Consider the following 23,252-nt stretch of genomic DNA (forward strand, 5'->3'; position numbering starts at 1 on the left):
GGGACCTGTTATTGCTGCGTCTGCTGATCAGGCTTCTTCAGCAGCGTCGTGACCGGCGAGATCACCGGGTCCGGCCAGGTGCCGCCGATGAAGAAGGGCAGCATCGGCAGCTCCGTCGCATTGGCCGGATTGCTCGCCTGCATCGTGCCCGACAGCGCCAGTGCGTTGCTGCGGAAGGGAACGACGCCGTTCAGCATCACCGTTTCGTTGCGCCCGACGATCTGGGCGCTGTGAACCTCGACCGATCCCTTGGCAACGCTAGCATCGACGTTGAGGCTGTCGAAATCGAAGGCCGTGTCGGCGATATCGCTCATCCGGAAAAAGGCCTTTTCGGACGCAAGCGCACGGAAGGCTGAGATGTTGAATTGCCGGAAGGAGCCGGTGGCCGACGTGAAATGCATCTTGCCGGCGACATCGCTGAGATTGGCAGCCCAGATCGGCTTCGACGTGCTGAGCGAAAGATCCAGAGAACCGGTCGTCAGCGGTAGAGGTCCTGCAAGGTTGAGCCGGGTGAATAGCCCGCCGAAATCGGCATCGTGGATGGATATCTGTAATTTGCCGCCGCCATCGAAGTCGCCTTGCGTGACTTCCAGATGCGAGGTGAGCTCTCCACCCTCGAAGCCGCTGTCGCCGATATCGAATTTTGCCTTGCCGCCCGCAACCAGCAGGCTGGCGCCGATATTATCGAACTGGAAGGGACCGAGCACGGCTTTGTTCGACGAGAGCCGCATATCCAAATCGAGGCGCTGTAGCGGATTGCCGTTGAGCAATGCGTCGATGGCCGTATCCGCGGCCAGCCGCATGGAGAAGGCCACCAGGAACGGATTGAGGTTCATCTGGTCGAAGGCGAGCGTTCCGGAAATCTTCGGCTTGCCGCTTGTCGTATAGCTCAGATCCATGACGCCGGACGCCGCGGATTCGTTGACCTTGAAGTTCAGATTGTTAAAGCGCAGACCATTCGGGATCGCGGCGACGTCGGCATTGAGAGAGACGTTGCGTAGCGTATCGGCGGCCGGCAGATGTTCTCCGCTCCAGGCCAGGAAAGACGGCACATTCGGCACGCTCAGATCCAGATTTCCGGCGAGCGCGGAGAGATTGGAAATGCTGGTGGCGCCTGCATAGGTCCAGTTGATCAGCGGCGAGGAGAAGCTTGTCTTCGCATCGACGCTCTTGCCGGCAAAGAGCAGCAGAGGCTGGGCAGAATTGAAATCGATCTTGACGTCCTGACCGTTGAGCCGCGCCAGAATGACGGCAGTCATCGCCCCGGACAGCCGCGGCCAGGAGATGTCCGCATTTATGCTGCTCATCTTGTAGAGATTGCCGCTGCGATCGTCCGTCATTTCGACGCGACCGTCCTCGATCGTCAGCATGCCGATGACGGCATCCTGGTCCTTGCTGATCGGCATGCCCTGGTTGGAGGACGTCTCCACTCGTTCGATTGCCTTGGACAGCAGCCCTTCATTCGTCCAGTCGATCAGACCGGTCTCGTCACGCCGGATGTAGATCACCGGCCGCAGGAAATGGAATTCATGAAAATGCGCGCGCCCGCGCAGCGCCGCAAACAGCGAGAAGTCCGCCGAAAGGCTGTCGACATGGCCAAGCACCTTGCCGTTTTTCGTCGGTTCGCGGATGGTAACCTGGTTGAGCGTCACGCGCGGCGTCGGCCAGAATTCCAGCGTCGGCGCGCCCTCGATCTGGGCGCGATATCCCGTCCAGTCCGACAGGGCATTCTCGATGCCGGCCCGCACCAGGCCGCTGGAAATCAGGAAGGGAGCAGTTGCCCGGAAAACGGCGAAGACGATGATGATGGTGAGAAGGACGATGCCAGTGGTGCGCGCAACGGCAGGTAGCCAGCGCGAGGCCGATCGCATCGTCAACCACCACTTTTTATTCCTCGACGCTCTCATGATCCAACTCAGACTTTCATACTGATAGCGCTGATATGCCTCCGTTTGCCGGATATAGGAAATGATTGGCGGATGCAAACATTGTACAGCAGGAATGCCGACAACTCAGTGACTTTATAATGCGCTGCAGCATGGTATATAAGCCGAAAACCGGAGGAGATAATATGCGAGATACTCAGCCGCTCTGGACGCCATCGGATGAATTTCGCCGGCAAAGCCCGATGGTTGTCTTCATGGAAGACTGCAACCGACGCTTCGGCCTATCGCTTTCCGATTTCGCCAGCCTGCATGCCTGGTCAATCGCCGACCGGGAAACCTTCTGGACGGCAGTATGGGATTTCTGTGGCATCAAGGGAAAACGTGGCGAAAGGGCGCTGATCAACGGCGACCAGATGCTGGAGGCGCGTTTCTTTCCAGATGCCGAGCTGAATTTCGCCGAGAACCTGCTGTCGAAAAGCGGCGAGGGCGATGCGTTGGTCTTCTGGGGCGAAGACAGGGTGCGCGACCGCTGGTCCTGGGACCGGCTCTCGGCCATGGTGTCGCGCCTGCAACAGGCCTATCGCGCTCTCGGCATCGGCCGGGGTGACCGTGTCGCCGCCATGATGCCGAACATGCCGGAAACCATCGCCTGCATGCTGGCGGCCGCCTCGATCGGTGCCATCTGGTCCTCCTGCTCCCCGGATTTCGGCGAGCAGGGCGTCTTGGATCGCTTCGGCCAGATCGAGCCGAAACTCTTCATCGCCTGCAGCGGCTATTGGTATGGCGGCAAATTGCAGGATGTGACGGCAAAGGTCGGCGCGATCGCGCAGCGCCTCGGCGCGCCTGCCGTCATCGTTCCTTACGCCGGCGATGCCGAGGCGGTCGCGGCGGCAACGCCGGATGCAAGGACTTTGGATGCGTTCATCGCGCCTTTCGAGGCGAAGACGGTAGAATTCGAGCCGCTGCCGTTTTCGCATCCGCTGTTCATCCTGTTTTCCTCGGGCACGACGGGCGTGCCGAAATGCATCGTCCATTCGACCGGCGGCGCATTGCTGCAGCTCGTCAAGGAGCATCGCCTGCATTGCGGCGTGGTCCCCGGCGAAAAGGTCTTCTACTTCACCACCTGCGGCTGGATGATGTGGAACTGGCTGGTGACCGGGCTTGCCGCCGGCGCTACTCTCTGCCTCTACGACGGTTCGCCCTTCGCGCCTGACGGCAATATCCTTTTCGACTATGCGCAGGCGGAGAAATTCGCTCTGTTCGGCACCTCGGCCAAATATATCGATGCCGTGCGCAAGAGCGGCCTGACGCCGAAAACCTCGCATGATCTCTCCAGCCTGCGGCTGATGACTTCCACCGGTTCGCCGCTGTCGCCGGAAGGCTTTTCCTTCGTCTATGAGGGCATCAAGGACGACATCCAGCTCGCTTCCATCTCGGGAGGCACCGATATCGTCTCCTGCTTCGTGCTCGGCAATCCCTTGCAGCCGGTTTGGCGCGGCGAAATCCAGGGACCCGGGCTCGGCCTTGCCGTCGATGTCTGGAACGAGGAGGGTAAGCCCGTGCACGGCGAAAAGGGCGAGCTTGTTTGTGCCAAAGCCTTTCCCTCGATGCCGGTGATGTTCTGGAACGACCCCGACCGGGTCAAATATCACGCCGCTTATTTCGAGCGTTTCGACAATGTCTGGTGCCATGGTGATTTTGCCGAGTGGACGGAGCATGGTGGCCTGATCATCCATGGCCGTTCGGACGCGACGCTCAATCCCGGCGGCGTGCGCATCGGCACGGCGGAGATCTACAATCAGGTCGAGCAGATGCCCGAAGTTCTCGAAGCGCTCTGCATCGGCCAGGATTGGGATGATGATGTGCGCGTCGTGCTTTTCGTTCGCCTCGCGGCCGGCGCGGCACTGACGGAGGATCTGGTGAAAGCGATGAAAACCCGCATTCGCACCGGCGCCTCGCCCCGCCATGTGCCGGCCAAGATCATCGCCGTCCGCGATATTCCGCGCACCAAGTCCGGCAAAATCGTCGAGCTCGCCGTTCGCGACGTCGTGCATGGCCGGCCGGTGAAGAACAAGGAAGCGCTTGCCAATCCCGAAGCGCTGGCCCTCTTTGCCGGGCTGGAGGAGCTCAAGAACTGATGCCCTCTTAAAACTGAGGGGCAAAGGCTGGCCTATCGGCGGTAACTTGGCGTTAAGAGAGATTGGTCAAAGGTAAAATCCAACTTGGGGCCGTTCGTTTGAACTTTGGGCGGCTTGGAGCCGAAAGGTTCCCGAAACATGAAGTTGACCGACTCGAGCTTCGTTAGGCAGCATGAACTTCCAAGGCAGCGCTATTCGCTGCCTTTTTTTCGTTGTGCGTCGCACAAATACGCGCCCGCTCTGTACAATGGCCTGCCGACCAAGTATGTGCACGCCTGAAGAAGAGGCCTGCGACGTGCGGGCCACGATGATCCGCGCCGGCTGGCGCGCGAAGAATTCCGAAAGACACGGATAATGACTGAATTCGAAGGCATCGTTCCTGCGATCGCCCAGGCTTTGGCAAAGCGCGGTTACGAAGCGCTGACGCCAGTACAGAAGGCCATGCTCGATCCCGGCCTGGCCGGCAAGGACGCACTGGTTTCGGCCCAGACGGGCTCCGGCAAGACGGTTGCCTTTGGCCTGGCCCTGGCGCCGAGCCTGCTGGAGGGTGCCGAGCGCTTCGGCCCCGCCGGCACGCCGCTGGCATTGGCGATCGCGCCGACCCGCGAACTGGCGCTGCAAGTGCAGCGCGAGCTGGAATGGCTGTATGAACTGACCGGCGCGACCATTGCCTCCTGCGTCGGCGGCATGGATATGCGCACCGAGAAGCGGGCGCTGGAACGCGGCGCGCACATCGTCGTCGGCACTCCGGGCCGTCTTTGCGACCATATCCGCCGTAATTCGCTTGATATCTCCGAGCTCAAGGCCGTGGTGCTGGACGAGGCCGACGAGATGCTCGATCTCGGCTTTCGTGAAGACCTCGAATTCATCCTGGAAACGGCGCCGGCCGAGCGGCGGACATTGATGTTTTCGGCAACCGTGCCGCGCTCGATCGCAAAGCTCGCCGAAAACTACCAGCGCGACGCCGTGCGCATCGCCACCGCCTCGGAAGCCAAGCAGCATGTCGATATCGACTATCGCGCCCTGACGGTCGTTCCGAGCGACAGGGAAAATGCGATCATCAACGTTCTGCGCTATTACGAAGCGCAGAACGCCATCGTCTTCTGTTCGACGCGTGCTGCGGTCAACCATCTGACGGCGCGCTTTAACAACAGAGGCTTCTCCGTCGTTGCCCTGTCGGGTGAGCTCAGCCAGAGCGAACGGACGCATGCGCTGCAGGCCATGCGCGACGGCCGCGCCCGTGTCTGCATCGCAACGGACGTCGCCGCCCGTGGCATCGATCTGCCGGGCCTGGAGCTGGTGGTTCATGCCGACCTGCCGACCAACCCGGAAACGCTGCTGCACCGCAGCGGTCGCACCGGCCGCGCCGGCCGCAAGGGCGTCAGCGCCCTCATCGTGCCGCTGAGCGCCCGCCGTCGCACCGAACGCCTGCTGGAAGCCGCCCGCATCCGCGCCACCTGGGCAAAGCCGCCGTCGGCTGACGAAGTGAGCCAGCGTGACGATGAACGTCTTCTCGCCGATCCGGTATTCACGGCCCCGCTTGCCGAAGACGAGCAGTCCATCGTGCGGCAGTTGCTGGAGCGCCATGGCGCCGAGCAGGTCGCCGCTGCATTCCTGCGGCAATATCGAACCGGCCACTCCGCGCCTGAGGAGTTGCAGGACGTGCCTGCCGAAGGCGAGCGCAGAAAGCCACGCCACGACGATTTCCCCGTTACTCACCACGACGGGCCGTCTGCGGGACGCAACGACTTCACCGACGGCGTCTGGGTGTCGCTTTCGGTCGGCCGCAAGCAAAATGCCGAGCCGCGCTGGCTGATCCCGATGCTCTGCCGCAACGGCGGCCTCACCAAGCGCGACATCGGCGCGATCAAGATGATGCCGGAAGAAACCTTCGTCGAGTTTTCGCAAGAAGGCGCCGAACGCTTCCTGTCGACCATCGGCCCGGACAAGACCCTGGAGCGCGGCATCCGCGTCAAGCCGCTGGCCGGTGTACCGGATTTTTCGCAGGCCAAGCGGGAAGGAACCTACGGCAAGAAGAAGCCCTTCTCGGATAAGGGTGTCCGCCCGAACGACGCCGCCAAGCCAAAATGGAAGTCCGACCGCAAGCCGGAACGGGCGCAGGCCGGCGAGGGCAGCGTTTCCGAACGTCCGGACAAGAAGCCCTGGGCAAAGAAGCCTGGCAAGCCGAATTTCGCCAAGAAAGACGCCGGCCCGGCAGCAGGCAAGCCCAATTCGAGGGCCAAGCGCAAGGCTGCGAAGGCGCGCGGGGAGTAATCCCGCCGCCGCGCTCCATAGGGGCGCGGCGCACTCTATGACATAGTCATTCGATTTGTATGCACGTTGGCACAAGCTTGACGCGCTATCGCAGTGCCGCCGGCAAAGCGCATGCCCCGGTTCGGCCCAATAGTTGTGCCGACTTTGGGAGACTCATTCGACGACGGAGAGCAACGAGATGGATGCGTCAGGTCGGCCCAAAGACATTTGGAATACTCGGCGAATGGCCATCGCCGGTTTGCTGGGCGCTGCCTGTGGTGTCTGCATTCGCGCCTTTGATTTTTGGTCACTTGGTTGGGCCGATGCGCTACGAGGACTCCTCGACCTGTTCGGAGTTCCACTGCTGTTTCTGGCGGCGGTGGTAACACTGTTCGTTTGGTCAATCAGCGCACTTATTGCACTATGTCATCGTCGTTTCCGTGGAATGGCCAGCAGCGTTATTGCCGTTGTCATTGTTCCAGTTAGCGTTGTGACGATCGGCGGCGCGCCTTTGTTCGATCCTTGGCTATGGTATGTCATCTTCAACAAATCGAGTTTAGAACCGGCCGCTGCCGCAAACGGCAATCCACAGAACAGCCCAAAGTTTACTATTGTCGAGGAGCGCGACGTCTCGACGGGGATCGCTGGCGTGACTTCTAATCATTTCATCACTCTCATTTATAGCGAAAGCGATCCCGGCAGTTGGGCACCACCTGATGCGGATGTGAGGCACATCTACGGCAATTTTTACAGGCGAGATGAATTCGAGTGAGATGCATGTGGGCGAGGGTAGTGTTTCCGGGTGCGCAGACAAGAAGTTTTGGCGAAGAAGCCTGGCAAGTCGAAATCAAGGGCCAAGCGCAAGGTTGCCCGGGCTCGGGTGAATAGTTTTTCGGGAGCTTAAGGGGGCATCAGCCCCTTGTCGCTATCTCCAGAGTGCCGTTACTCGAAAAAGACCAAGCTCGCCGGTGATGGCGGCAGTGGTTTGACCCTGGCGTTTTGAAAACCGGCGCGTCTGGCCATTTCGGCTAGATCCTTCTGCGTGTAGGCCTCGCCCTTTGGCGTGCTGGCGAGCATTTCCCATGAGAAAGCGGCTGGGAAGGGAGGCGAGACAAGATCGTCGTTGGGCACGAATTCCACCCCGACCACCTTGCCGTCGCGACTCAGGCTGGCCCGGACCTTTCTGAGCAATTCGGCGCAGGTTTCTATGTCGAAGTGATGAAGGAAGTTCGGAAGCAGGATCAGATCGTAGTCCGTGCCCCAATCGACCTCGAATGCGCTGCCGGGAACGACCTTGTAGCGCTCTGCGACACCAAATTGTCGCGCATTATATTTAGCCAATTCCAGAACTGAACTCCAATCCACCGCGACAATCTGGGCTGAAGGAAAAGTCTTCGCCATCTCGATCCCGAAACGCCCATGTCCTGCGGCGATGTCCAGAATCTTCTTCGGCGATATCCGTAGGTTGGCCATTTCCGCTGCGAGGCTGACTGCGCTGCTGCCGGTGAATGAACCCATGCCGCGGGCAAACTTCACCCACACGGGATTGTCCGGCGACATATTTGCCAATCCAACGGACCCGCCGTTGCGGACATAGGAGGTCGGGTCGTCCAGCACCTGCTTGAGGATTTCCGGCGCGGCGATGAACTCGATGGCTGAGCCCATATAGGCCGGCGAATGCCGGTCGAGGAATACGCGGCTGGATGGCGTGAGAACATATTGATCGCCTTTCTTAGTCAGAAAGCCGTTTACAACGAGATAGTCGCACAGAATGCGCACACCGCGTTCGGCCGCATTCGTCGCGGCTGCCAACGACGCAGCGTTGCGGCCGTCACCGATCAAGGTAAAAAGATCGAGTTCTATGGCGGCCTTGATCGCGGCCGTTTTTCGGCACGCAAACATCGCGTCAACTATCAGATTGGGTGAAATCTCGCCTGTGCCTGCTTCTGCTGCCGTCGATGACATTGGAGCCCCCTCATGCGCCAACGACCGACCAGGATAGCCGGTCTCCACGGAGGAACTATCCCACGAAAGGCAACCAAAAGTAAGTTTGCTACCGCTAAAGTATAGTGGCGCGTGGAGCAGAGGCAGAGAATGTCTGCCTCTGGCAATATGATAGGTCAGACCTTTTCCGCTAAGGGACTGCGCGACGTCATCCAGACTCCCACCAGCGTCACCGCCAACCCTACGAACATCGCCGTCGTCAGCGGTTCGGAGAACAGGGCCCAGGCCCAGAACATGGTAACGGGCGGGCTGAGATAGATGGCTGCGCTGACCTGCGCGACCGGGAAGAGGCGCAGGCTGGTGTAATAGACCGAATAGGCGGCAAAGGTTGCGATCAGCACCAGCCATATCATGCCGATAGCGAAACCGCGCGTCAGCGGCGGCGCAAGATCGCCTTGCATCATGGCGCAGATGCCGAAGAGCACCGAGGCCGTAAGGGTATGAATGCAAAGGCCTTGATGAACGGGCATATGCTTGGTCCGCCGCCGCTTGTGCAGAACCGATGCGAAGGCAAAGACCAGCATCGAGCCGACGGTCAATCCATAGGCCCAGATTGGAGCCGCGCCGAAGCTGAGGCTGTCTATCGAGACGATCAATACGCCCGCCACCGCAATCGCCGTTCCCAGCCATTGGCGCGCGCTCAGCCGCTCGCCCAAAACAGGCTGCGACAGGGCGGCAATCGCCAGCGGCAAGAGGTCGGAGATCAGCGCCACCAGCCCCGTCGGCACCCGCTGTTCGATCGCCAGTGCAAAGCCGCCCAGATAAAGGAAGACCGACATCACGCCGAACAGCATCTGTTCCGCTATCGCACGCAGCCGCATGCGCGGCCCGATCGCCAAGGCAAAGGGTAGCAGGACCAGTCCCGACAGAAGCGTGCGCCAGAACAGGACCAACATGACGCTGGCTTCCTGGCTGGCATAGCGGATACCGACGAAGCCGGAACTCCAGCTAAAGATCAGCAGCGTAGCCATCAGGGGCCAAAGGAAGCGGCTGTTGTTCAGTAGGGGCCGGGACAGGGATTGGTCGGTCATTGGGCTCTCGGTTGGATGTCACCTATCCCTCAGCCATAGGTCAGGACCCATCCGATTACACATGACAAATATCGATCATGGCATGACATCTCAATCTTAGAACTAATGAATATTTGCCAAATACCGCCGGAATATGCATTCTCTCTGCAAGATCATCATATAAGCCGAGTTTGCCATGACCGAGTTCACCAGCCGGCGTTTGGAAATCGATGCGCTGCGCGCATTGTGGGCGATCCGCCATCACGGGGGCATCACCCGTGCGGCCGAGGCCCTGAGCCTCTCGCAATCCGCCGTCAGCCATAAGATCAAGCGGCTCGAGACGAGCCTCGATTGCGATCTGCTGAGCCGCAAGCCCGGAGCGTCGATGTTCACCGCCGCCGGGGAGGATCTGCTGGACTATGCGGGACGCATCCTCGGCCTGCACGACGAGGCGCTCTTGAGCCTCTCGAAGACGTCGCTCGCCGGCCGCGTCGCCCTCGGCTTGACCGAGGATACCACCTGCACCGATCTCGCGCGCATATTGGGGCGATTTCGCCGCCTGCATCCGAACGTCTCTGTTCGCACCAAGGTCCGCATGAGCTTGGTCCTGCGGGGAATGCTGGAGCGGGGAGAGCTTGATGCCGCCATCGTGCAGGTTTTCGCGCATGAAGTCCGCCCGACCGATATCGTTCTGTTTCGGGAACAGCTTCATTGGGTCAAGCATCCTGATCTATCGCTGCCGCAAGACGGGCCGGTTCCTTTTCTGTCCTTCGACGATGAGTGCTTCTATCGCCGCTGGGCGCTCGACATCGGACAGGATGGCGGCGTGGTTCTCGAAACTGTGTTCGAATGTGCGAGCGCGGCTGGGATTATTGCGGCCGTTACCTCGGGCTTGGGCGTGGCGCTTCTGAACGGCCGCCATCTGCAGCCCGACATGGAGATCGTCACCAACGGCCTGCCGGCGCCCCCTGCCTTGGCCTATGTGGTGCGCCGCGGACGCAAGGTGAGAAATCCCGCGCTCGATACCCTTGTGGCAGAGATCGAAAGCGAAATCAGTCGTTACGGAGGGCTGGCTCTGGCGAGTTGAGCTGATTGGAGGCAGAATGCCGTCCTCGAACAGGCACCGGAATGGAGCGGCGTACACATGCTGATCGGCTCATGTCACTGTGGCGAGGCGGGCTGGACGCTCAAGGGCGATCCAGGCTCGATCACGGCCTGCAATTGCACGCTCTGTCGGCGCTATGGTGCGCTATGGGCCTATGACTATGAATGGGAGCGGATTTCCGTCACCGGACGGACTTCGTCTTACACGCGCGCCGGCAGGGACAATCCCTCTCTCGAAATATTGTTCTGCCCGTCCTGCGCCTGCGTATTGAGCTGGCGTGGCCTACGGCTGCAAAAGGATGGCCGCCGACGTATCGCCGTGAACCTGCGGCTTGCGCCGCCGGACCTCGTCGCTGACCTGCCGATCGATCATTTCGATGGACTCGATACGTTTGAAGACCTTCCTTCCAAAGGGGGCTGCGTGCGCGATCTCTGGTTTTGAGGGCGATCTCTCTCAGTTCGCCAGCACCCTCGGCGATGGGAAGGTGATCTCGACCAGCGTGCCCTCATTCGGCGCCGAGTTGATCGAGAAGGTTGCCCTGTTGGCATCGACCATGGCCTTGGTTAGCGGCAGGCCAAGGCCGGTGCCGTCGCCACGTTTGCGGGCGTTGGTCGAAACCTGGCGGAAAGGTTTCATCGCCTGTTCCAACTCGCTGCGGGTCATGCCGACGCCGGTATCGCGGATGCGCATGACGACACTGCCGTTCCCCTCGTAAGACGTTGAGACGACGATCTGGCCGCCCGACGGCGTGAAGCGGATGGCATTCGACAGGATGTTCAGCGCGATCTGCTTGATCGAACGCAGGTCGGCGACGACGTTCGGTACGGACTGCGACAGCGCCGTGCGGATGATGACGCGCTGGCTGTTGGCCTGCGGCTGCACCAGCGACACGGCTTCGGCGATCGCTTCGTTGAGGCCGACCGAGGAAAATTCCAGGTCCATCTCACCGGCTTCGATCTTGGAAATGTCCAGGAGATCGTTGACGATGTCGAGCACATGCCGACCCGAGCGGCCGATATCGGTGGCATATTCGATATAGCGGGAATGACCGATTGGCCCGAAGCGTTCGCCGGCCATCATGTCGGAGAAGCCGATGATGGCGTTGAGCGGCGTGCGGATTTCATGGCTGACGCGGGCGAGGAAATCGGTCTTGTGGGCATTTGCAGTCTCTGCCGCGCGCTTGGCGTTGCGCAACTCTTCCTCGGTGCGCTTCCATTGCGTGATGTCGCGGATGACGGCGCAATAGCCGTTCGAGGAATTCAACCGCCCCATGGTCATGAACAGGGGTACGAAGCCGCCGGACGCCTCGCGGCCGATGACCTCGCGGCCGTCGTTCAGCACGCTTGCCACGCCATGGCCGGAGAGGCCGCCAAGATAGTCCAGCACCGCCTTCTGGCTTTCATGCGCAAAGAGCATGACGAATGGTTTGCCGCGGGTTTCCTGGTCGTCGTAGTTAAAGAGCGCGCTGGCCGAGCGGTTCATCGAGCGAATCTCGCCCTCCTGCCCGATGATGACGACCCCATCCGTTGCCGTTTCCAGCGTCGAACGCAGCTCTTCGATTTCGACCTGCAGCTTTGCGAGTTTTTCGACCATGCGTTCCGGTCGCGCTTCTTCCGGCACGGGCTCGGGCGCGGGGGCTTCGCTCTTTTCGAGCGGCATCAGCGCCAGCATCAAAGCGGTGCCGTCTTCCCAACGGACTGACTGCAGCCGCGCGGTAACGGGCACGAGCGTGTCGTCGGCGCGCACTACCATCATCGTCCCCGGCCGTTCGGCCTTGCCTTCGAGGTCATGGCGCTGCAGCAGCGCATCCAGCCCGCCGACATGCTCCAGGTCCGTGAGGCTTTCATAGCCGGTCAGCCGCAGGAATTCCGGAGTGCCGTGGATCAGCCGGTCGCCGGCATGGATGAGAATGGCGAGGGGCAGTTGATCGACGATCTCGGCCGACAGCCCATCGCGCATTTTTACGCGGGGTGGAATGGCGGTGTTCAAGACTTCCAGCGGATCGCGGTCCCGTTCCGGCTCGCCGGCAGCCTTTGATTCCCGCAAGTCGGAACCGGCAACCTCTTCCGTCTCGGCCGTAGCCGCCGGCATATTCGCTTCGGATTGTGCGGTTTCACTGCTTTCCGGCTGATCTTCGGCATGCGGCCGCTTTTCGGCTGCATGGTCGTCGGCCGGCGCTTCGACGGCATCGGACAAAACCTCATCCGCCGCATTCGGCTGCGGAGAGATGTCCACCACTTCTTCGGACTGTTCCATGCTTTCGGGCTGACCGCCCGATGTCTCCGCACGTTTGCCGAAGGGGTCGAGCTGACGGGCGATTTCGCGGAAGGCCGCCTGTTCGCTCAGCGACAAGCTGCCTGGCGTCTGTGCGCGGCGCTCGTGCAATCGGATGATCTTGTCGGATTCCCGGCGGTTCGGCGTCTCGGCGATCGTCAGGGCCGGCGGCTCCTCATCCCGGGGAGAGAACTCCTCCGTTGCCCCGGATCCTGCTTCGCGAGCAGTCTCCTCGTCTGCGGCAACATTTTCCTCCATCGCGTCCTGCAGCGCTTCCTCGGCAATCGCCGGAGCAGCCGTCTCCACTGCTGGCTCTTCAGCCAAGCCCGGCGTCGGCGCTGCCTGCTCTTCGTCGCCGTCCAGCGTCAGGCCGAGCTTCATCGGATCTTCGATGGCATCGGAGAGGCGCACGACGCCGAAGCCTCGGAAGCCGTCGAATTCGCGGCTGCGCGTATAGGTCGGCAATGCGGCCAGATCGACCGGCACCACTAGGCTGGTATTTTCCACCGGCCAGTAGATCGTCCGGCCCGACCACGTATCGCGCCGCGCCAGAAGCTCGGCGATCTTGCCGTCCGGATCGAGATTGAAATGCCTGGCGATGTCAGCGAAGGCAACGCCGGTGACTTTCGTCGCATGCGGCCCTACGGCTTCAGCGAACTCGCGCGAGACTTCGCTGAAGCGGCCTTCGGCGTCGATCCGCCAGACGAAACGCGTAGCACGGCCGCTGCGCTTGAAGGTGAACTCTTCCGACTGGTCGATTTCCGGAGCGCCAGCCTCGGCTGCGACCGGCTCAGTGCCTGCCACCGCGTCCTCCGCTTGGCTTTCTCCGGCGCTGCGCAGCAGATCATCATCGGCCTCCGGGACAAGCTCGTCGGCATGCGCAGCCGCCTCGATCTGTTCGGGCGTCGCGCCGTCCATCGTCACCAACGCGTCGATGTCCTGACCGAGGGCATCGGGGTGCGCATGCACCACTTCATGGTCGGCGCCAGACATTTCCGGCGTGTGCTCGACTTCCTCGATATCCGCCACCGCATCGATGACATCGGGGGAGGGCACATGCTCGGCAGGCGCAGCCTCGGTAATAGGTGTTTCGTCAGCCGCGGCTGTCTCGAGTTCCTTCCGCGCCTCTTCCGCTTCCGGCTCGATCGCGCCGCCTGAGGCTGAGGCGGCAGATGCGTCAGCCACGAGGCTTGCCGTTGGATCGAGATTGTCGGCTGCGGTCTCGACGACGAAAAGCAGATGCAGGGCAGGGATTTCCGACAGCTTGCCGACGGCGGCGGGTAGATAGCCGTGGCCGGTCGGGATCGGCCGCTTGATCAGCCGTTCCGCCTGGGCGCCCGCCATGGTCGTCAGCATCCTTGCGGTCTGCGGCGTCACGCCCAACGCATCGAAGCGAGCGGAAGCGGCGATAATTTCCCCGTCGCGGCCGATCACGGCCATATGCGTATCGGGGTCGTCGAAGCCGTCGATCATCCGCTTCGCACTTTCCGCCGCGGCCAGCGGCTTGGAGGAAACCGGCGAGGAAAACAGGATCGCCTCTTCGCCCGCCTGAACCTGGATGATTTCGACTGCGGCGTTAACGACCGCGCGCTGGAAGCCGGAGGCCATGCGGATCAGGAAGGTGCGCTGGTCGCCGACCGCGCCAAGTCCGCGCGCCGTCGCCTCGATCTGGCGGAAGGAGACGTCGCCGGCCTTCGGTCCCTGGTCGAGGAAATCATAGATGATATCGTAGCCGAAAAGATTAGCGCCAGCGCCGTTGGCCCAGAGCACGCGATCCATGCCGGTCGAAAACAGCACCATGGCTTCGCCGCGCGCAAAACGCTCCCGAACGCGGGGGTGCACGGCAATGTCAATGAATGGGTACTGAATTGCGGGCATGTTCCGACCTGTTTTGCGGGCGTGATCGCCTCTCTTACTTTAACGCTTTATTAATAACGGCGCCCCGGTTTCAGGTCCAGCGAAGGCCCAGGTTTTTGACTGGAAGGGTTAACGTGTTGTGCATCGCAAAAAATATGTTGCACTGCACAATAGTTTATATTATATAGGGCTCAATCAATTCACCAAGGGCGCCTCTGAGGAGGGCCCATATAGGAGCGCTATCATGGCTACTGTAAAGAAAGACGACGTTTTTTCAACGGCTACATTCGACCCTTCCAAGCTCTCTGAATCCTTCCGCGACTTCGCGGAAAAAGGCGCTGCCCAGTCCAAGGAAGCCTTCGCCAAGATGAAGACGGCTGCCGAAGACGCTGGTAAGACCCTCGAAGCCACTGTGCAGACCGCCCAGGCCGGCTCCGTGGAAATCGGCCTCAAGACGATCGACGTCCTGCGCACCAATGCCGAAAGCTCGCTGGCGCACATGGAAGCTCTGCTTCGCGTCAAGTCCGTCGCCGAACTCTTCGAACTGCAGACCTCCTTCATCCGCAAGCAGGCTGAAGTAACCGTCGAGCAGGCCAAGTCCATTCAGGAAACCACCAAGAAGGTCGCCGAAAAGCTGGCAAAGCCGGCCAAGGACGCCGCTGAAAAGGCCATGTCCTCCTTCAAGGTCGCTTAATCTTTCCAAGCCTCCCAAGACCAGAACGTCTCGCTTTCGGTAAAACACTGAAAGCGGGACGTTTTAATTTCAGGGTCATGGTGCATTCGTCCGAATGTGATGTGATCTTTGGAAACACGTCATACCCAGCTTTTTCATATTGCGGGGAGATAGGACTTGAAATAATTTCAAAGTCCTCGTATGTCACCCCCGTTCGCGGCGACGCGAGCATGTGCGGTTGTAGCTCAGTTGGTTAGAGCGCAGGTTTGTGGCACCTGAGGTCGGAGGTTCGAGACCCCCCAACCGTACCATTTCTCCCCATTGATTGGACGAAAGCAGGAAGCCGGCATTAGTCGCAGGCTATTTCTTGTCCTGAGGCTTCTTTGCGACATGTCCCGGTGAGATCGGATCGCTCGCCGGAAAAGTCTCCTCAAGCGCCTCCTCAAGATAATCGTCCTGCTCCTTGCGTTCCTTCTCGGTCAGATTCGGCTTCTTCTTCTCGCTCATGACCTGTGCTCCCTTCATCCTTATTAGGATACTAGGCCAAGGTTGGGCCTTGTCCAGCGCGGCCTCACCCCGTTCCTAGAACGTGATCCGGGACACGATCGTGGCGCGGCCGCGGGGTGGTATTGCGGGAGTCTCGGGGGAAACCCTGAATGTCCTTCTGGCGGCGGGTCGGGCCGCGCCGGGGATGGCTTTTTCGACTGCCGCGACATCCTCGGCGCTGACCTTGGAGGCGGCGCAGGCCTCCTTTTTGTTCCAGAGGTTCTCGGCAATGCTGCTGCCGACCGCCGCGGTGATGGCCGTGCCGGCCACATCGTTGCGCTGAACCTTGTTCGCTTTCACCATCCCTTGGATGGCTTCGCCGAGGATCTCCGCGGAATCCTTGAACGACACGTTGCGCACTTGGTCGAACCGTTTGTCGTTCTCGCCATCGACGATGCAATGGTGCGCCGTGAACATCCAGTCGTGGATCATGTAGGCCGGGGCATATCCCCATGGCGACAAGCCCTTGAAGACCTGGGCGATCTTCGGGATGGAGCCGCCGTCCGTATACATCAGGCCGGGCTGGATCTCGGCGCCCGGCAGGGAGCTGTCGGCTCGGCGAAAGGTGAGGGGATCGGCGGGATCCGGCACGAAAACGAACTTGCCGTCGCCGCTGGAATTTCCCTCTCCGACCCACATCACGAACAGGCTGCCGGTCAGCGTTGCCGGAGCGAGCTTAGAAAAATCGATGGTCGTGCATGCGCTGAGACCGATGGCAAGCGCCGCGAAGAATACTCCGGCTTTCAACATCAAGCGCCCCCTCGGACTCTGCCTGGATGAAAACGAAAGTCTGCTGTTCTACTTATGCACGAACCGGCGCCATGCGCAAATGAAGCGGCAATCAGGCCGAGCCGGAGAGACCGGTCGCGTCCTTCCCGGGAAGTCGCAGTATTTCCTTTGGAACCGTGCCAGCTCGCCGCCGTTCTGTTCATATCAACAACAAGACCGAAGGAACTGGCCATGTCCGTGCCACGCGAGCCGATTCCCGACAAGCCGCCGATGCCGGGTCCCGGCTGGACACCGGAGCCGCCGATAGAGGAGCCGGATCCCGATAGGCTGCCGGATGAATTTCCCGTTCCCAATCCCGATGAGAACGAAGAGCCGCCGAAGCATGCCTAATGCATGTCGCGCAAAAGTGTGCGGCGGTTTTGCGAACGACATGCAAAAACAAGGAGCTAAAGCGTGGGAGCGAATCTGAAAGATCGCGACGAGCTTTAGAGGCCCGACGCGGCTTCAGAAAAACATACGCCTTTCCTCGCTCACCAGCTCCTGCAGAAAGTCCGCGACGGTGCGTACCCGCACCAGATCGCGGGCGCTTTCGTGATAGGTCGTCCAATAGGCGCGTTTGATGGAGACATCGGGAAGGATGCGGGTCAGCTCCGGATGTTGCTTTGCGATATAGTCGTGCAGGATGCCGATGCCGGCGCCGGAACGTACCGCCTCCGTCTGGCCGATGGAGGTGGAGATTTCGAATGACGCATCCCAGCTCCGCATGATCTCGCCAGAAAAATTCAGCGAGGCAGTAAAGATCAGGTCTTCGACATAGCCGATTCGGGGGTGCAATTTCAGCGCCTCGACACTGTCGGGCAGGCCCGCCCGGTCGAGATAGGCCTTCGAGGCGTAAAGGCCGAGCGTATAGTCCGTCAGCTTGGACGAGATCAGGCGACCTTGTTCCGGACGCTCAAGCGTGATGGCGATATCCGCCTCGCGCTGCGACAGCGAAAAGGAGCGGGGCACCGGCACCAATTGGATGCGCAGTTCCGGATAGCGCGCAATCAGCCGTCCCAGACGGGGTGCGAGGAAGGAGACGCCGAAACCGTCGGGCGCGCCGATGCGCACCGTGCCGGTGATGGCGCTGTCGAGATGGCCGACGCTTGCCTGGGCGCGCAGCATCTCGGTTTCCATGCGCTCGGCCGCGTGCAGAAAAATTTCGCCCTCGGAGGTCAGGTCGCACCCATTGGTGCGGCGCACCAGCAGCCGCGTCTTCAGCCGTTCCTCCAGCGTCGTCACCCGCCGCGACAGCGTCGCGTGGTTAACCCCAAGCCTTTTCGAGGCCGCAAGGATTTGTCCCGTGCGAGCAACCGCGAGGAACATGCGGACATCATCCCAATCCATATGCACATCCAGGACTTCAATTTCTGCACAACGGTTGCTTATAACAGCTCATTGATTTGTGCAAATTGAAGTGCGATCCTGTCATCATTCCAGAAAACGAGGAGGCACATCCATGCAAGAGATCGGTCATTTCATCGGCGGCAAGCACGTCGCCGGCACCAGCGGCCGCACGAGCAATGTCTACAATCCGGCAACCGGCGAAGTTCAGGCGACGGTCGCGCTCGCCAGCGTCGAGGAAATGCGCGCTGCCGTCGAAAACGCCAAGGCCGCACAGCCGAAATGGGCCGCCACCAATCCGCAGCGCCGCGCCCGCGTTTTCTTCAAGTTCGTCGAACTTTTGAACCAGCATATGGACGAGCTGGCGACCTTGCTCTCCAAGGAGCACGGCAAGATCGTTGAGGACTCCAAGGGCGATGTTCTCCGCGGCCTGGAAGTTTGCGAATTCGTCTGCGGTATTCCGCATCTGCAGAAGAGTGAGTTCACCGAAGGCGCCGGCCCGGCGATCGACATGTATTCCATTCGCCAGCCGGTCGGCGTCGGCGCCGGCATCACGCCGTTCAATTTCCCGGCGATGATCCCGATGTGGATGTTTGCACCAGCGATCGCCTGCGGCAACGCCTTCATCCTGAAGCCGTCTGAGCGCGATCCGTCCGTGCCGCTTCGCCTCGCCGAACTGATGATCGAAGCAGGCCTGCCGGCCGGCATCCTCAACGTCGTCAATGGCGACAAGGGTGCGGTCGACGCTATCCTGACCGATCCGGATATTGCTGCCGTTTCCTTCGTCGGCTCCACGCCGATCGCCCGCTACGTCTACGGCACGGCGGCGATGAACGGCAAGCGCGCGCAATGCTTCGGCGGCGCCAAGAACCATATGATCATCATGCCCGATGCCGACATGGATCAGGCCGTCAACGCCCTGATGGGCGCTGGTTACGGTTCGGCCGGCGAGCGCTGCATGGCGATCTCCGTTGCCGTTCCGGTGGGCGAGGAGACCGCCAACCGCCTGGTCGAAAAGCTGGTGCCGAAGATCGAGTCGCTGCGCATCGGGCCTTACACCGATGACAAGGCCGATATGGGCCCGCTCGTTACTAAGGATGCGTATAACCGCGTCAACGGCCTCATCGACCGCGGTGTCGAAGAAGGCGCCAAGCTCGTCGTCGATGGCCGCGGCTTCAAGCTGCAGGGCTATGAAGATGGTTATTTCGTTGGCGGTACGCTGTTCGACCACGTCAAGCCTGAGATGGATATCTACAAGACCGAAATCTTCGGGCCTGTCCTCTCCGTTGTCCGCGCCAAGAACTATGAAGAAGCGCTCGATCTGCCGATGAAGCACGAATATGGCAATGGTGTCGCGATCTACACCCGCGACGGTGATGCCGCCCGCGATTTCGCCTCGCGCATCAACATCGGCATGATCGGCATCAACGTGCCGATCCCGGTTCCGCTCGCCTATCACTCCTTCGGCGGCTGGAAGGCTTCCAGCTTCGGCGACCTCAACCAGCACGGCACGGATTCGATCAAGTTCTGGACCCGCACTAAGACGATCACAGCCCGCTGGCCGTCCGGCATCAAGGGTGGCGCTGAATTCGTCATGCCGACGATGAAGTAAGCTTCTCCGGTCTCGCCTGATACGAACCGCCGCTCAATTGCCGATTTGAGGCAGATTTGGGCGGCGGTTTTTTGTTGCGGTTATTTTCTGCTGAGTCATCTTGCTGGATGGTGCGTTTTGTTTTAGAACAAAACAAGAACAACCGGAGGACGGAGCGATGTCCGTGACCTATCAGATCGACTATCTCGAATTTCCATCGACCGACGGGCTGAAGACCCGGCGCTTTTTCGAGGAAGCTTTCGAATGGAGCTTCGTCAGCTATGGTCCGACCTATCACGCCATCGAAGCGGCCGGCATTGACGCCGGCATTCAGGGCAACGCGGCAGAGGCCACCGACGCGCCGCTCCCTGTCGTTCGCACGACGGATTTGGAAGCGGCACAGCGCGCCGTCGAACTCGCCGGCGGCGTCGTCACCCGGCCCGCCTTCGACTTCCCCGGCGGCCGGCGCTTTCACTTCCGCGAGCCTGGCGGCTGCGAGATGGCGGTCTGGGTTTCGGTGAGCTGAAGGCGGGCCGTTGGGTGTGGCATTGAAGTCGCAGTTCTGGCCCTAGTTGCGGCGAGCCGGCGCTGTCCGTTCTGATCGTCTATTTTCTCATTGCCTACCGCTGATTTTCCTGCTCTCAAATGCAGCTATGAGGCGAATTTTTTGCCTCGTGATGCAGCCGACGATACTGCAATAATGGGCAGGGAGATTTCAGCATGGCAGTTGTTGAAAAGAGCTATCCGATCGGGGAGAGCCGGGTTTTCCAGCGTGCATCGTTCACCGGCCGTGCCGCTGAGTATTTCGGTATTTGGATCGTCAATGTTTTGCTGACGATCATTACCTTGGGCATCTATTCGGCCTGGGCGAAAGTCCGGCGAAACCGTTATTTCTATGGCAACACCGCGCTGCTCGGGCACACATTCGAATATCACGCCAAGGGCAAGCAGATCTTTATCGGCCGCCTGATCGTCTTCGGCCTTCTCGTCGCATTAAATATCCTTTCGCATGTAGCACCGCTGGCGGTCCTGGCGATTTGGCCGGTGATGCTGGTGGTATTCCCATGGTTTCTCATGCGCGGCCTGAAGTTCAATGCGCGTGTGACGAGCTATCGCAACGTGCGCTTCGATTTCGTCGGGACCTATGGCGGCGCATTGAAGGCGATCTTTTTAGGTGCTCTGGTAACGATAATCTCGCTTGGGTTGCTGTCTCCGGTAGCAAGCCGGTGGTTCTACAAATATATCTTCGACAATCTGCGCTATGGCGATCGACAGTTCTCCACCGAGCCGCGATTGGGCGCGCTCTACGAGGCGTTCGTCACCGTAGTCGCGATTGTGATCGCGGGCATCGTAATCTTGGGGCTTTTTAGTGCTGTCGCGTCCGGTTTCGGCGGCAACTCGATGGGTCGGGGAATGGGTAGCATCAGCCTGTGGCATTGGATGATTGTGCTTATTATCCCGATTTACATAATCGCCGGCCTCTACTATCGCGCGGCGGTGCGCAACATCATCTGGTCGGCCGCAATGGTCGATCATCGCCATCAACTCAAAAGCGATCTCGGTCGTCGACGCTATGCGTGGATTGCGATCTCCAATGTGATCGTCACATTTGCAACCCTCGGCCTGATGCGTCCCTGGGCGGCGGTGCGCCTGCAACGCTATCTGGCCGAGCACACCGCCATTCATGTCGACGGCGATATCGGCGTCGTCTTCGACCAGATCCGCTCGACCGGCGGCGTCATCAGCGCGGAATATCTCGATGTCGACGGTTTCGACTTTGGTTTCTGATCCGGCATCAATTGCCACGGGCACCTGGCATCCGCCCCATTCCAGCCGGGCGGTTGCCGCCCGGCTGGTTGATATCGGCGGTTCGCTCACCGTGCTCTCGGACGAGGACGACGAGAAGGACAAGCGCCTCGCCTGGGGCATCCGTTCCGATATTGAAATCAGCCCGCGTGTCGGCTCCATTCCGCGACGCATCGTTTTCGGCAACGAGTCGGTGTTCGAAACGCGCGATAACGATGCCGTCGACGCCTATCTCCAAAGCCGCGGCGAAGGGCGCAGCGGTTTCGTGCATCGGCTGGAGATCGTTCGCCCGCGTATGATTGCTTTCGCCGTTGCGACGGTCGTGCTGGCATCGACCATCTACCACTACGCCTTGCCGGCGCTGGTGGAGGTCGCCGTGCTGGTGACGCCGCCCGTTGTGCCGGAGATGATGTCTGCGGGCACGTTGAAGACGCTGGATCAGGTAACGCTCAGCGCGAGCAGGCTGCCGGAAGCCAAGCGTAAGGAAATCACCGATCAATTCGAAAAGATCGCCACCCATGCGGAAGGCGGCGTCGGGCGATACAAGCTGAATTTTCGCGACGGCGGTGTCATCGGTCCGAATGCCTTTGCGTTGCCGGACGGCAATCTGATCCTGACGGACGAATTGGTGAACCTTGCCGACGGGGATACGGAAATGATCACCGCCGTTCTCGGCCACGAGATCGGCCACGTCGAATACAAGCACAGCCTCCGCCAGCTTTACCGCGCCGCTGGCGTCGCCGGTCTGGTCTTACTGATTGCCGGCGATGTCGGTTCCGGCGTGCAGGATGTTTTGACCCAAGGCGGTGGCCTATTGGCGCTTTCCTATTCCCGCTCGGCCGAAGCCCAGTCGGATCGCCGTTCGGTCGAGCTGATGCAGGAAGCGGGCATGGACCCGACAGCGTTGTCGCGCTTCTTCGACATTCTGGAAACCAAACTCGACGATCATTCCAGCACCAGCATGCTGTCGACCCATCCCGGCACGCCGGAACGCAAGCAGGCTATCCTCGATTACGCCAGGGAGCTGCGGGCGGGGCAGGGAGCGACGGATACGCATTTGCCGTAAGACGACTGGCGACGAATATCCCCATCAGAATAACGTGAATGTGATTTTCATATTTTGGAATTGTTCAAAACTACGAAAGGCACTATATACCAGTCGAACCGTCCCATACGGCCTTGATTCCAGGAGATCGGCATGCGCTTGACCAAGCAGACCAACTACGCAGTGCGCATGCTCATGTATTGCGCCGCCAATGAAGGCAACTTGAGCCGTATCCCGGAAATCGCAAAGGCCTATGGTGTTTCCGAGCTGTTTTTGTTCAAGATTTTGCAGCCGCTCACCAAGGCTGGTCTGGTCGAAACGGTGCGTGGCCGCAATGGCGGCGTGCGTCTCGGCAAGCCGGCGGCCAACATCAGCCTGTTCGACGTTGTCAAGGTGACCGAAGATAGTTTCGCGATGGCGGAATGCTTTGAGGAAGGTGTCGTGGAGTGCCCGCTGGTCGATAGCTGCGGCCTGAATTCGGCGCTGCGCAAGGCACTCAATGCCTTCTTCGACGTGCTGACGGAATATTCCATCGACGATCTCGTCAAGGCCCGTCCGCAGATCAATTTCCTGCTCGGTCTGACCGAGAACGATCACAGGGCGATCGCCAAGAAGCCGGCGATCGCGGCGCCGGCCGCCTGACGCCTGAATTTGCGCAATTCTTCAATCCGCGGTCGCCTTGAGGTGTCCGCGGATTTTTCGTTTGTAGGGTCGGGGAATTCGCTGCCAATCTTAATATTTTTCGAAGAGGCAAGCGCAAAATTATCCAGATTGCGTCAAAAAGGGGCGCGATTTCGTCAGATTATTACCAATCCCAGACCATTTTTAGCTTAAAATTTCCAAACTCCAAAATTTGGAAAAATTTTAGGCGGAGCGTGTTGCTTTCATACATTAAATAGCGTTCCATCGGCGCGATCCGGATAGGAACCTATGGGGATCCACGGCTTCAAAA

General features: G+C 60.2%; 19 protein-coding genes and 1 tRNA gene. 13 read left to right on the forward strand and 7 right to left on the reverse strand.

Going from position 1 to position 23,252, the window contains the following annotated elements:
- Window positions 1-8: 8 nt before the first annotated feature.
- On the reverse strand, window positions 9-1,907 hold the full coding sequence (locus NXC24_RS03585; RefSeq protein WP_104824988.1) for an AsmA-like C-terminal region-containing protein: 1,899 nt from the start codon (window positions 1,905-1,907) through the stop codon (window positions 9-11).
- A 164-nt stretch (window positions 1,908-2,071) separates the two neighbouring features.
- Here NXC24_RS03585 and NXC24_RS03590 point away from each other — a divergent pair, with 164 nt between their 5' ends.
- From NXC24_RS03590 to NXC24_RS03600, 3 genes are all read left to right on the forward strand, one after another.
- Window positions 2,072-4,024 carry an acetoacetate--CoA ligase gene (locus NXC24_RS03590; protein WP_104822052.1) on the forward strand — a complete coding sequence of 651 codons (1,953 nt, stop codon included), beginning with the start codon at window positions 2,072-2,074 and terminating at the stop codon, window positions 4,022-4,024.
- A gap of 354 nt (window positions 4,025-4,378) precedes the next feature.
- Window positions 4,379-6,298, forward strand: coding sequence for a DEAD/DEAH box helicase (locus NXC24_RS03595; RefSeq protein ID WP_104822053.1), 1,920 nt, complete (start codon window positions 4,379-4,381; stop codon window positions 6,296-6,298).
- Window positions 6,299-6,521: 223 nt separating this feature from the next.
- Window positions 6,522-7,049: a hypothetical protein gene (locus NXC24_RS03600; RefSeq protein WP_104824989.1), complete on the forward strand. Its 528-nt coding sequence runs from the start codon at window positions 6,522-6,524 to the stop codon at window positions 7,047-7,049.
- Window positions 7,050-7,219: 170 nt separating this feature from the next.
- Here the strand turns inward: NXC24_RS03600 and NXC24_RS03605 are convergent, their stop codons facing one another.
- Window positions 7,220-8,242 (reverse strand): class I SAM-dependent methyltransferase, encoded by a 1,023-nt coding sequence (locus NXC24_RS03605; RefSeq protein WP_104822054.1) that lies wholly within the window; start codon window positions 8,240-8,242, stop codon window positions 7,220-7,222.
- Between the two features lie 155 nt (window positions 8,243-8,397).
- Entirely contained in the window at window positions 8,398-9,312 is a 915-nt protein-coding gene (locus NXC24_RS03610) for a DMT family transporter (RefSeq protein ID WP_104822055.1), read from the reverse strand.
- A 175-nt stretch (window positions 9,313-9,487) separates the two neighbouring features.
- On the opposite strand from NXC24_RS03610, the gene NXC24_RS03615 reads away from it, so the two are divergent.
- Both NXC24_RS03615 and NXC24_RS03620 read left to right on the forward strand, forming a co-directional pair.
- Window positions 9,488-10,378, forward strand: a complete 891-nt coding sequence (locus tag NXC24_RS03615) for a LysR family transcriptional regulator (protein WP_104822056.1) — start codon at window positions 9,488-9,490, stop codon at window positions 10,376-10,378.
- Between the two features lie 57 nt (window positions 10,379-10,435).
- On the forward strand, window positions 10,436-10,837 hold the full coding sequence (locus tag NXC24_RS03620; RefSeq protein ID WP_104822057.1) for a GFA family protein: 402 nt from the start codon (window positions 10,436-10,438) through the stop codon (window positions 10,835-10,837).
- Window positions 10,838-10,849: 12 nt separating this feature from the next.
- On the opposite strand, the gene NXC24_RS03625 is transcribed toward NXC24_RS03620, so the two are convergent.
- A complete protein-coding gene (locus tag NXC24_RS03625) occupies window positions 10,850-14,548 on the reverse strand; it encodes an ATP-binding protein (protein ID WP_104822058.1) in 3,699 nt (1,232 codons plus the stop codon).
- 223 nt (window positions 14,549-14,771) lie between these two features.
- Here NXC24_RS03625 and NXC24_RS03630 point away from each other — a divergent pair, with 223 nt between their 5' ends.
- Entirely contained in the window at window positions 14,772-15,221 is a 450-nt protein-coding gene (locus tag NXC24_RS03630; RefSeq protein WP_104822059.1) for a phasin, read from the forward strand.
- Window positions 15,222-15,434: 213 nt separating this feature from the next.
- Window positions 15,435-15,511 (forward strand) — tRNA-His (locus NXC24_RS03635).
- Window positions 15,512-15,560: 49 nt separating this feature from the next.
- On the opposite strand, the gene NXC24_RS35410 is transcribed toward NXC24_RS03635, so the two are convergent.
- Together NXC24_RS35410 and NXC24_RS03640 are read right to left on the reverse strand one after the other, a co-directional pair.
- Window positions 15,561-15,707, reverse strand: a complete 147-nt coding sequence (locus NXC24_RS35410; RefSeq protein WP_199773518.1) for a hypothetical protein — start codon at window positions 15,705-15,707, stop codon at window positions 15,561-15,563.
- Between the two features lie 75 nt (window positions 15,708-15,782).
- Window positions 15,783-16,496, reverse strand: coding sequence for a hypothetical protein (locus NXC24_RS03640; protein ID WP_104822060.1), 714 nt, complete (start codon window positions 16,494-16,496; stop codon window positions 15,783-15,785).
- Between the two features lie 210 nt (window positions 16,497-16,706).
- On the opposite strand from NXC24_RS03640, the gene NXC24_RS35415 reads away from it, so the two are divergent.
- Window positions 16,707-16,865, forward strand: coding sequence for a hypothetical protein (locus NXC24_RS35415; protein ID WP_199773519.1), 159 nt, complete (start codon window positions 16,707-16,709; stop codon window positions 16,863-16,865).
- A 114-nt stretch (window positions 16,866-16,979) separates the two neighbouring features.
- Here the strand turns inward: NXC24_RS35415 and NXC24_RS03645 are convergent, their stop codons facing one another.
- Complete coding sequence (locus NXC24_RS03645; RefSeq protein ID WP_104822061.1) at window positions 16,980-17,861, reverse strand: LysR family transcriptional regulator; 882 nt, start codon at window positions 17,859-17,861, stop codon at window positions 16,980-16,982.
- 112 nt (window positions 17,862-17,973) lie between these two features.
- On the opposite strand from NXC24_RS03645, the gene NXC24_RS03650 reads away from it, so the two are divergent.
- The 5 genes from NXC24_RS03650 to rirA all read left to right on the forward strand — a co-directional run bounded on the left by NXC24_RS03650 (window position 17,974) and on the right by rirA (window position 22,942).
- A complete protein-coding gene (locus NXC24_RS03650) occupies window positions 17,974-19,470 on the forward strand; it encodes a CoA-acylating methylmalonate-semialdehyde dehydrogenase (RefSeq protein ID WP_104822062.1) in 1,497 nt (498 codons plus the stop codon).
- 157 nt (window positions 19,471-19,627) lie between these two features.
- Window positions 19,628-19,975 (forward strand): VOC family protein, encoded by a 348-nt coding sequence (locus NXC24_RS03655; protein WP_104822063.1) that lies wholly within the window; start codon window positions 19,628-19,630, stop codon window positions 19,973-19,975.
- A 194-nt stretch (window positions 19,976-20,169) separates the two neighbouring features.
- Window positions 20,170-21,237 carry a YjgN family protein gene (locus NXC24_RS03660; RefSeq protein ID WP_104822064.1) on the forward strand — a complete coding sequence of 356 codons (1,068 nt, stop codon included), beginning with the start codon at window positions 20,170-20,172 and terminating at the stop codon, window positions 21,235-21,237.
- Window positions 21,209-22,321, forward strand: a complete 1,113-nt coding sequence (locus NXC24_RS03665) for a M48 family metallopeptidase (RefSeq protein WP_104822065.1) — start codon at window positions 21,209-21,211, stop codon at window positions 22,319-22,321. Before NXC24_RS03660 ends, NXC24_RS03665 begins: the two co-directional genes overlap by 29 nt.
- 132 nt (window positions 22,322-22,453) lie before the next feature.
- Window positions 22,454-22,942 (forward strand): iron-responsive transcriptional regulator RirA, encoded by a 489-nt coding sequence (gene rirA, locus NXC24_RS03670; protein WP_104822066.1) that lies wholly within the window; start codon window positions 22,454-22,456, stop codon window positions 22,940-22,942.
- Window positions 22,943-23,252 lie beyond the last annotated feature (310 nt).

The organism is Rhizobium sp. NXC24 (genome assembly GCF_002944315.1).
Taxonomy (GTDB): domain Bacteria; phylum Pseudomonadota; class Alphaproteobacteria; order Rhizobiales; family Rhizobiaceae; genus Rhizobium.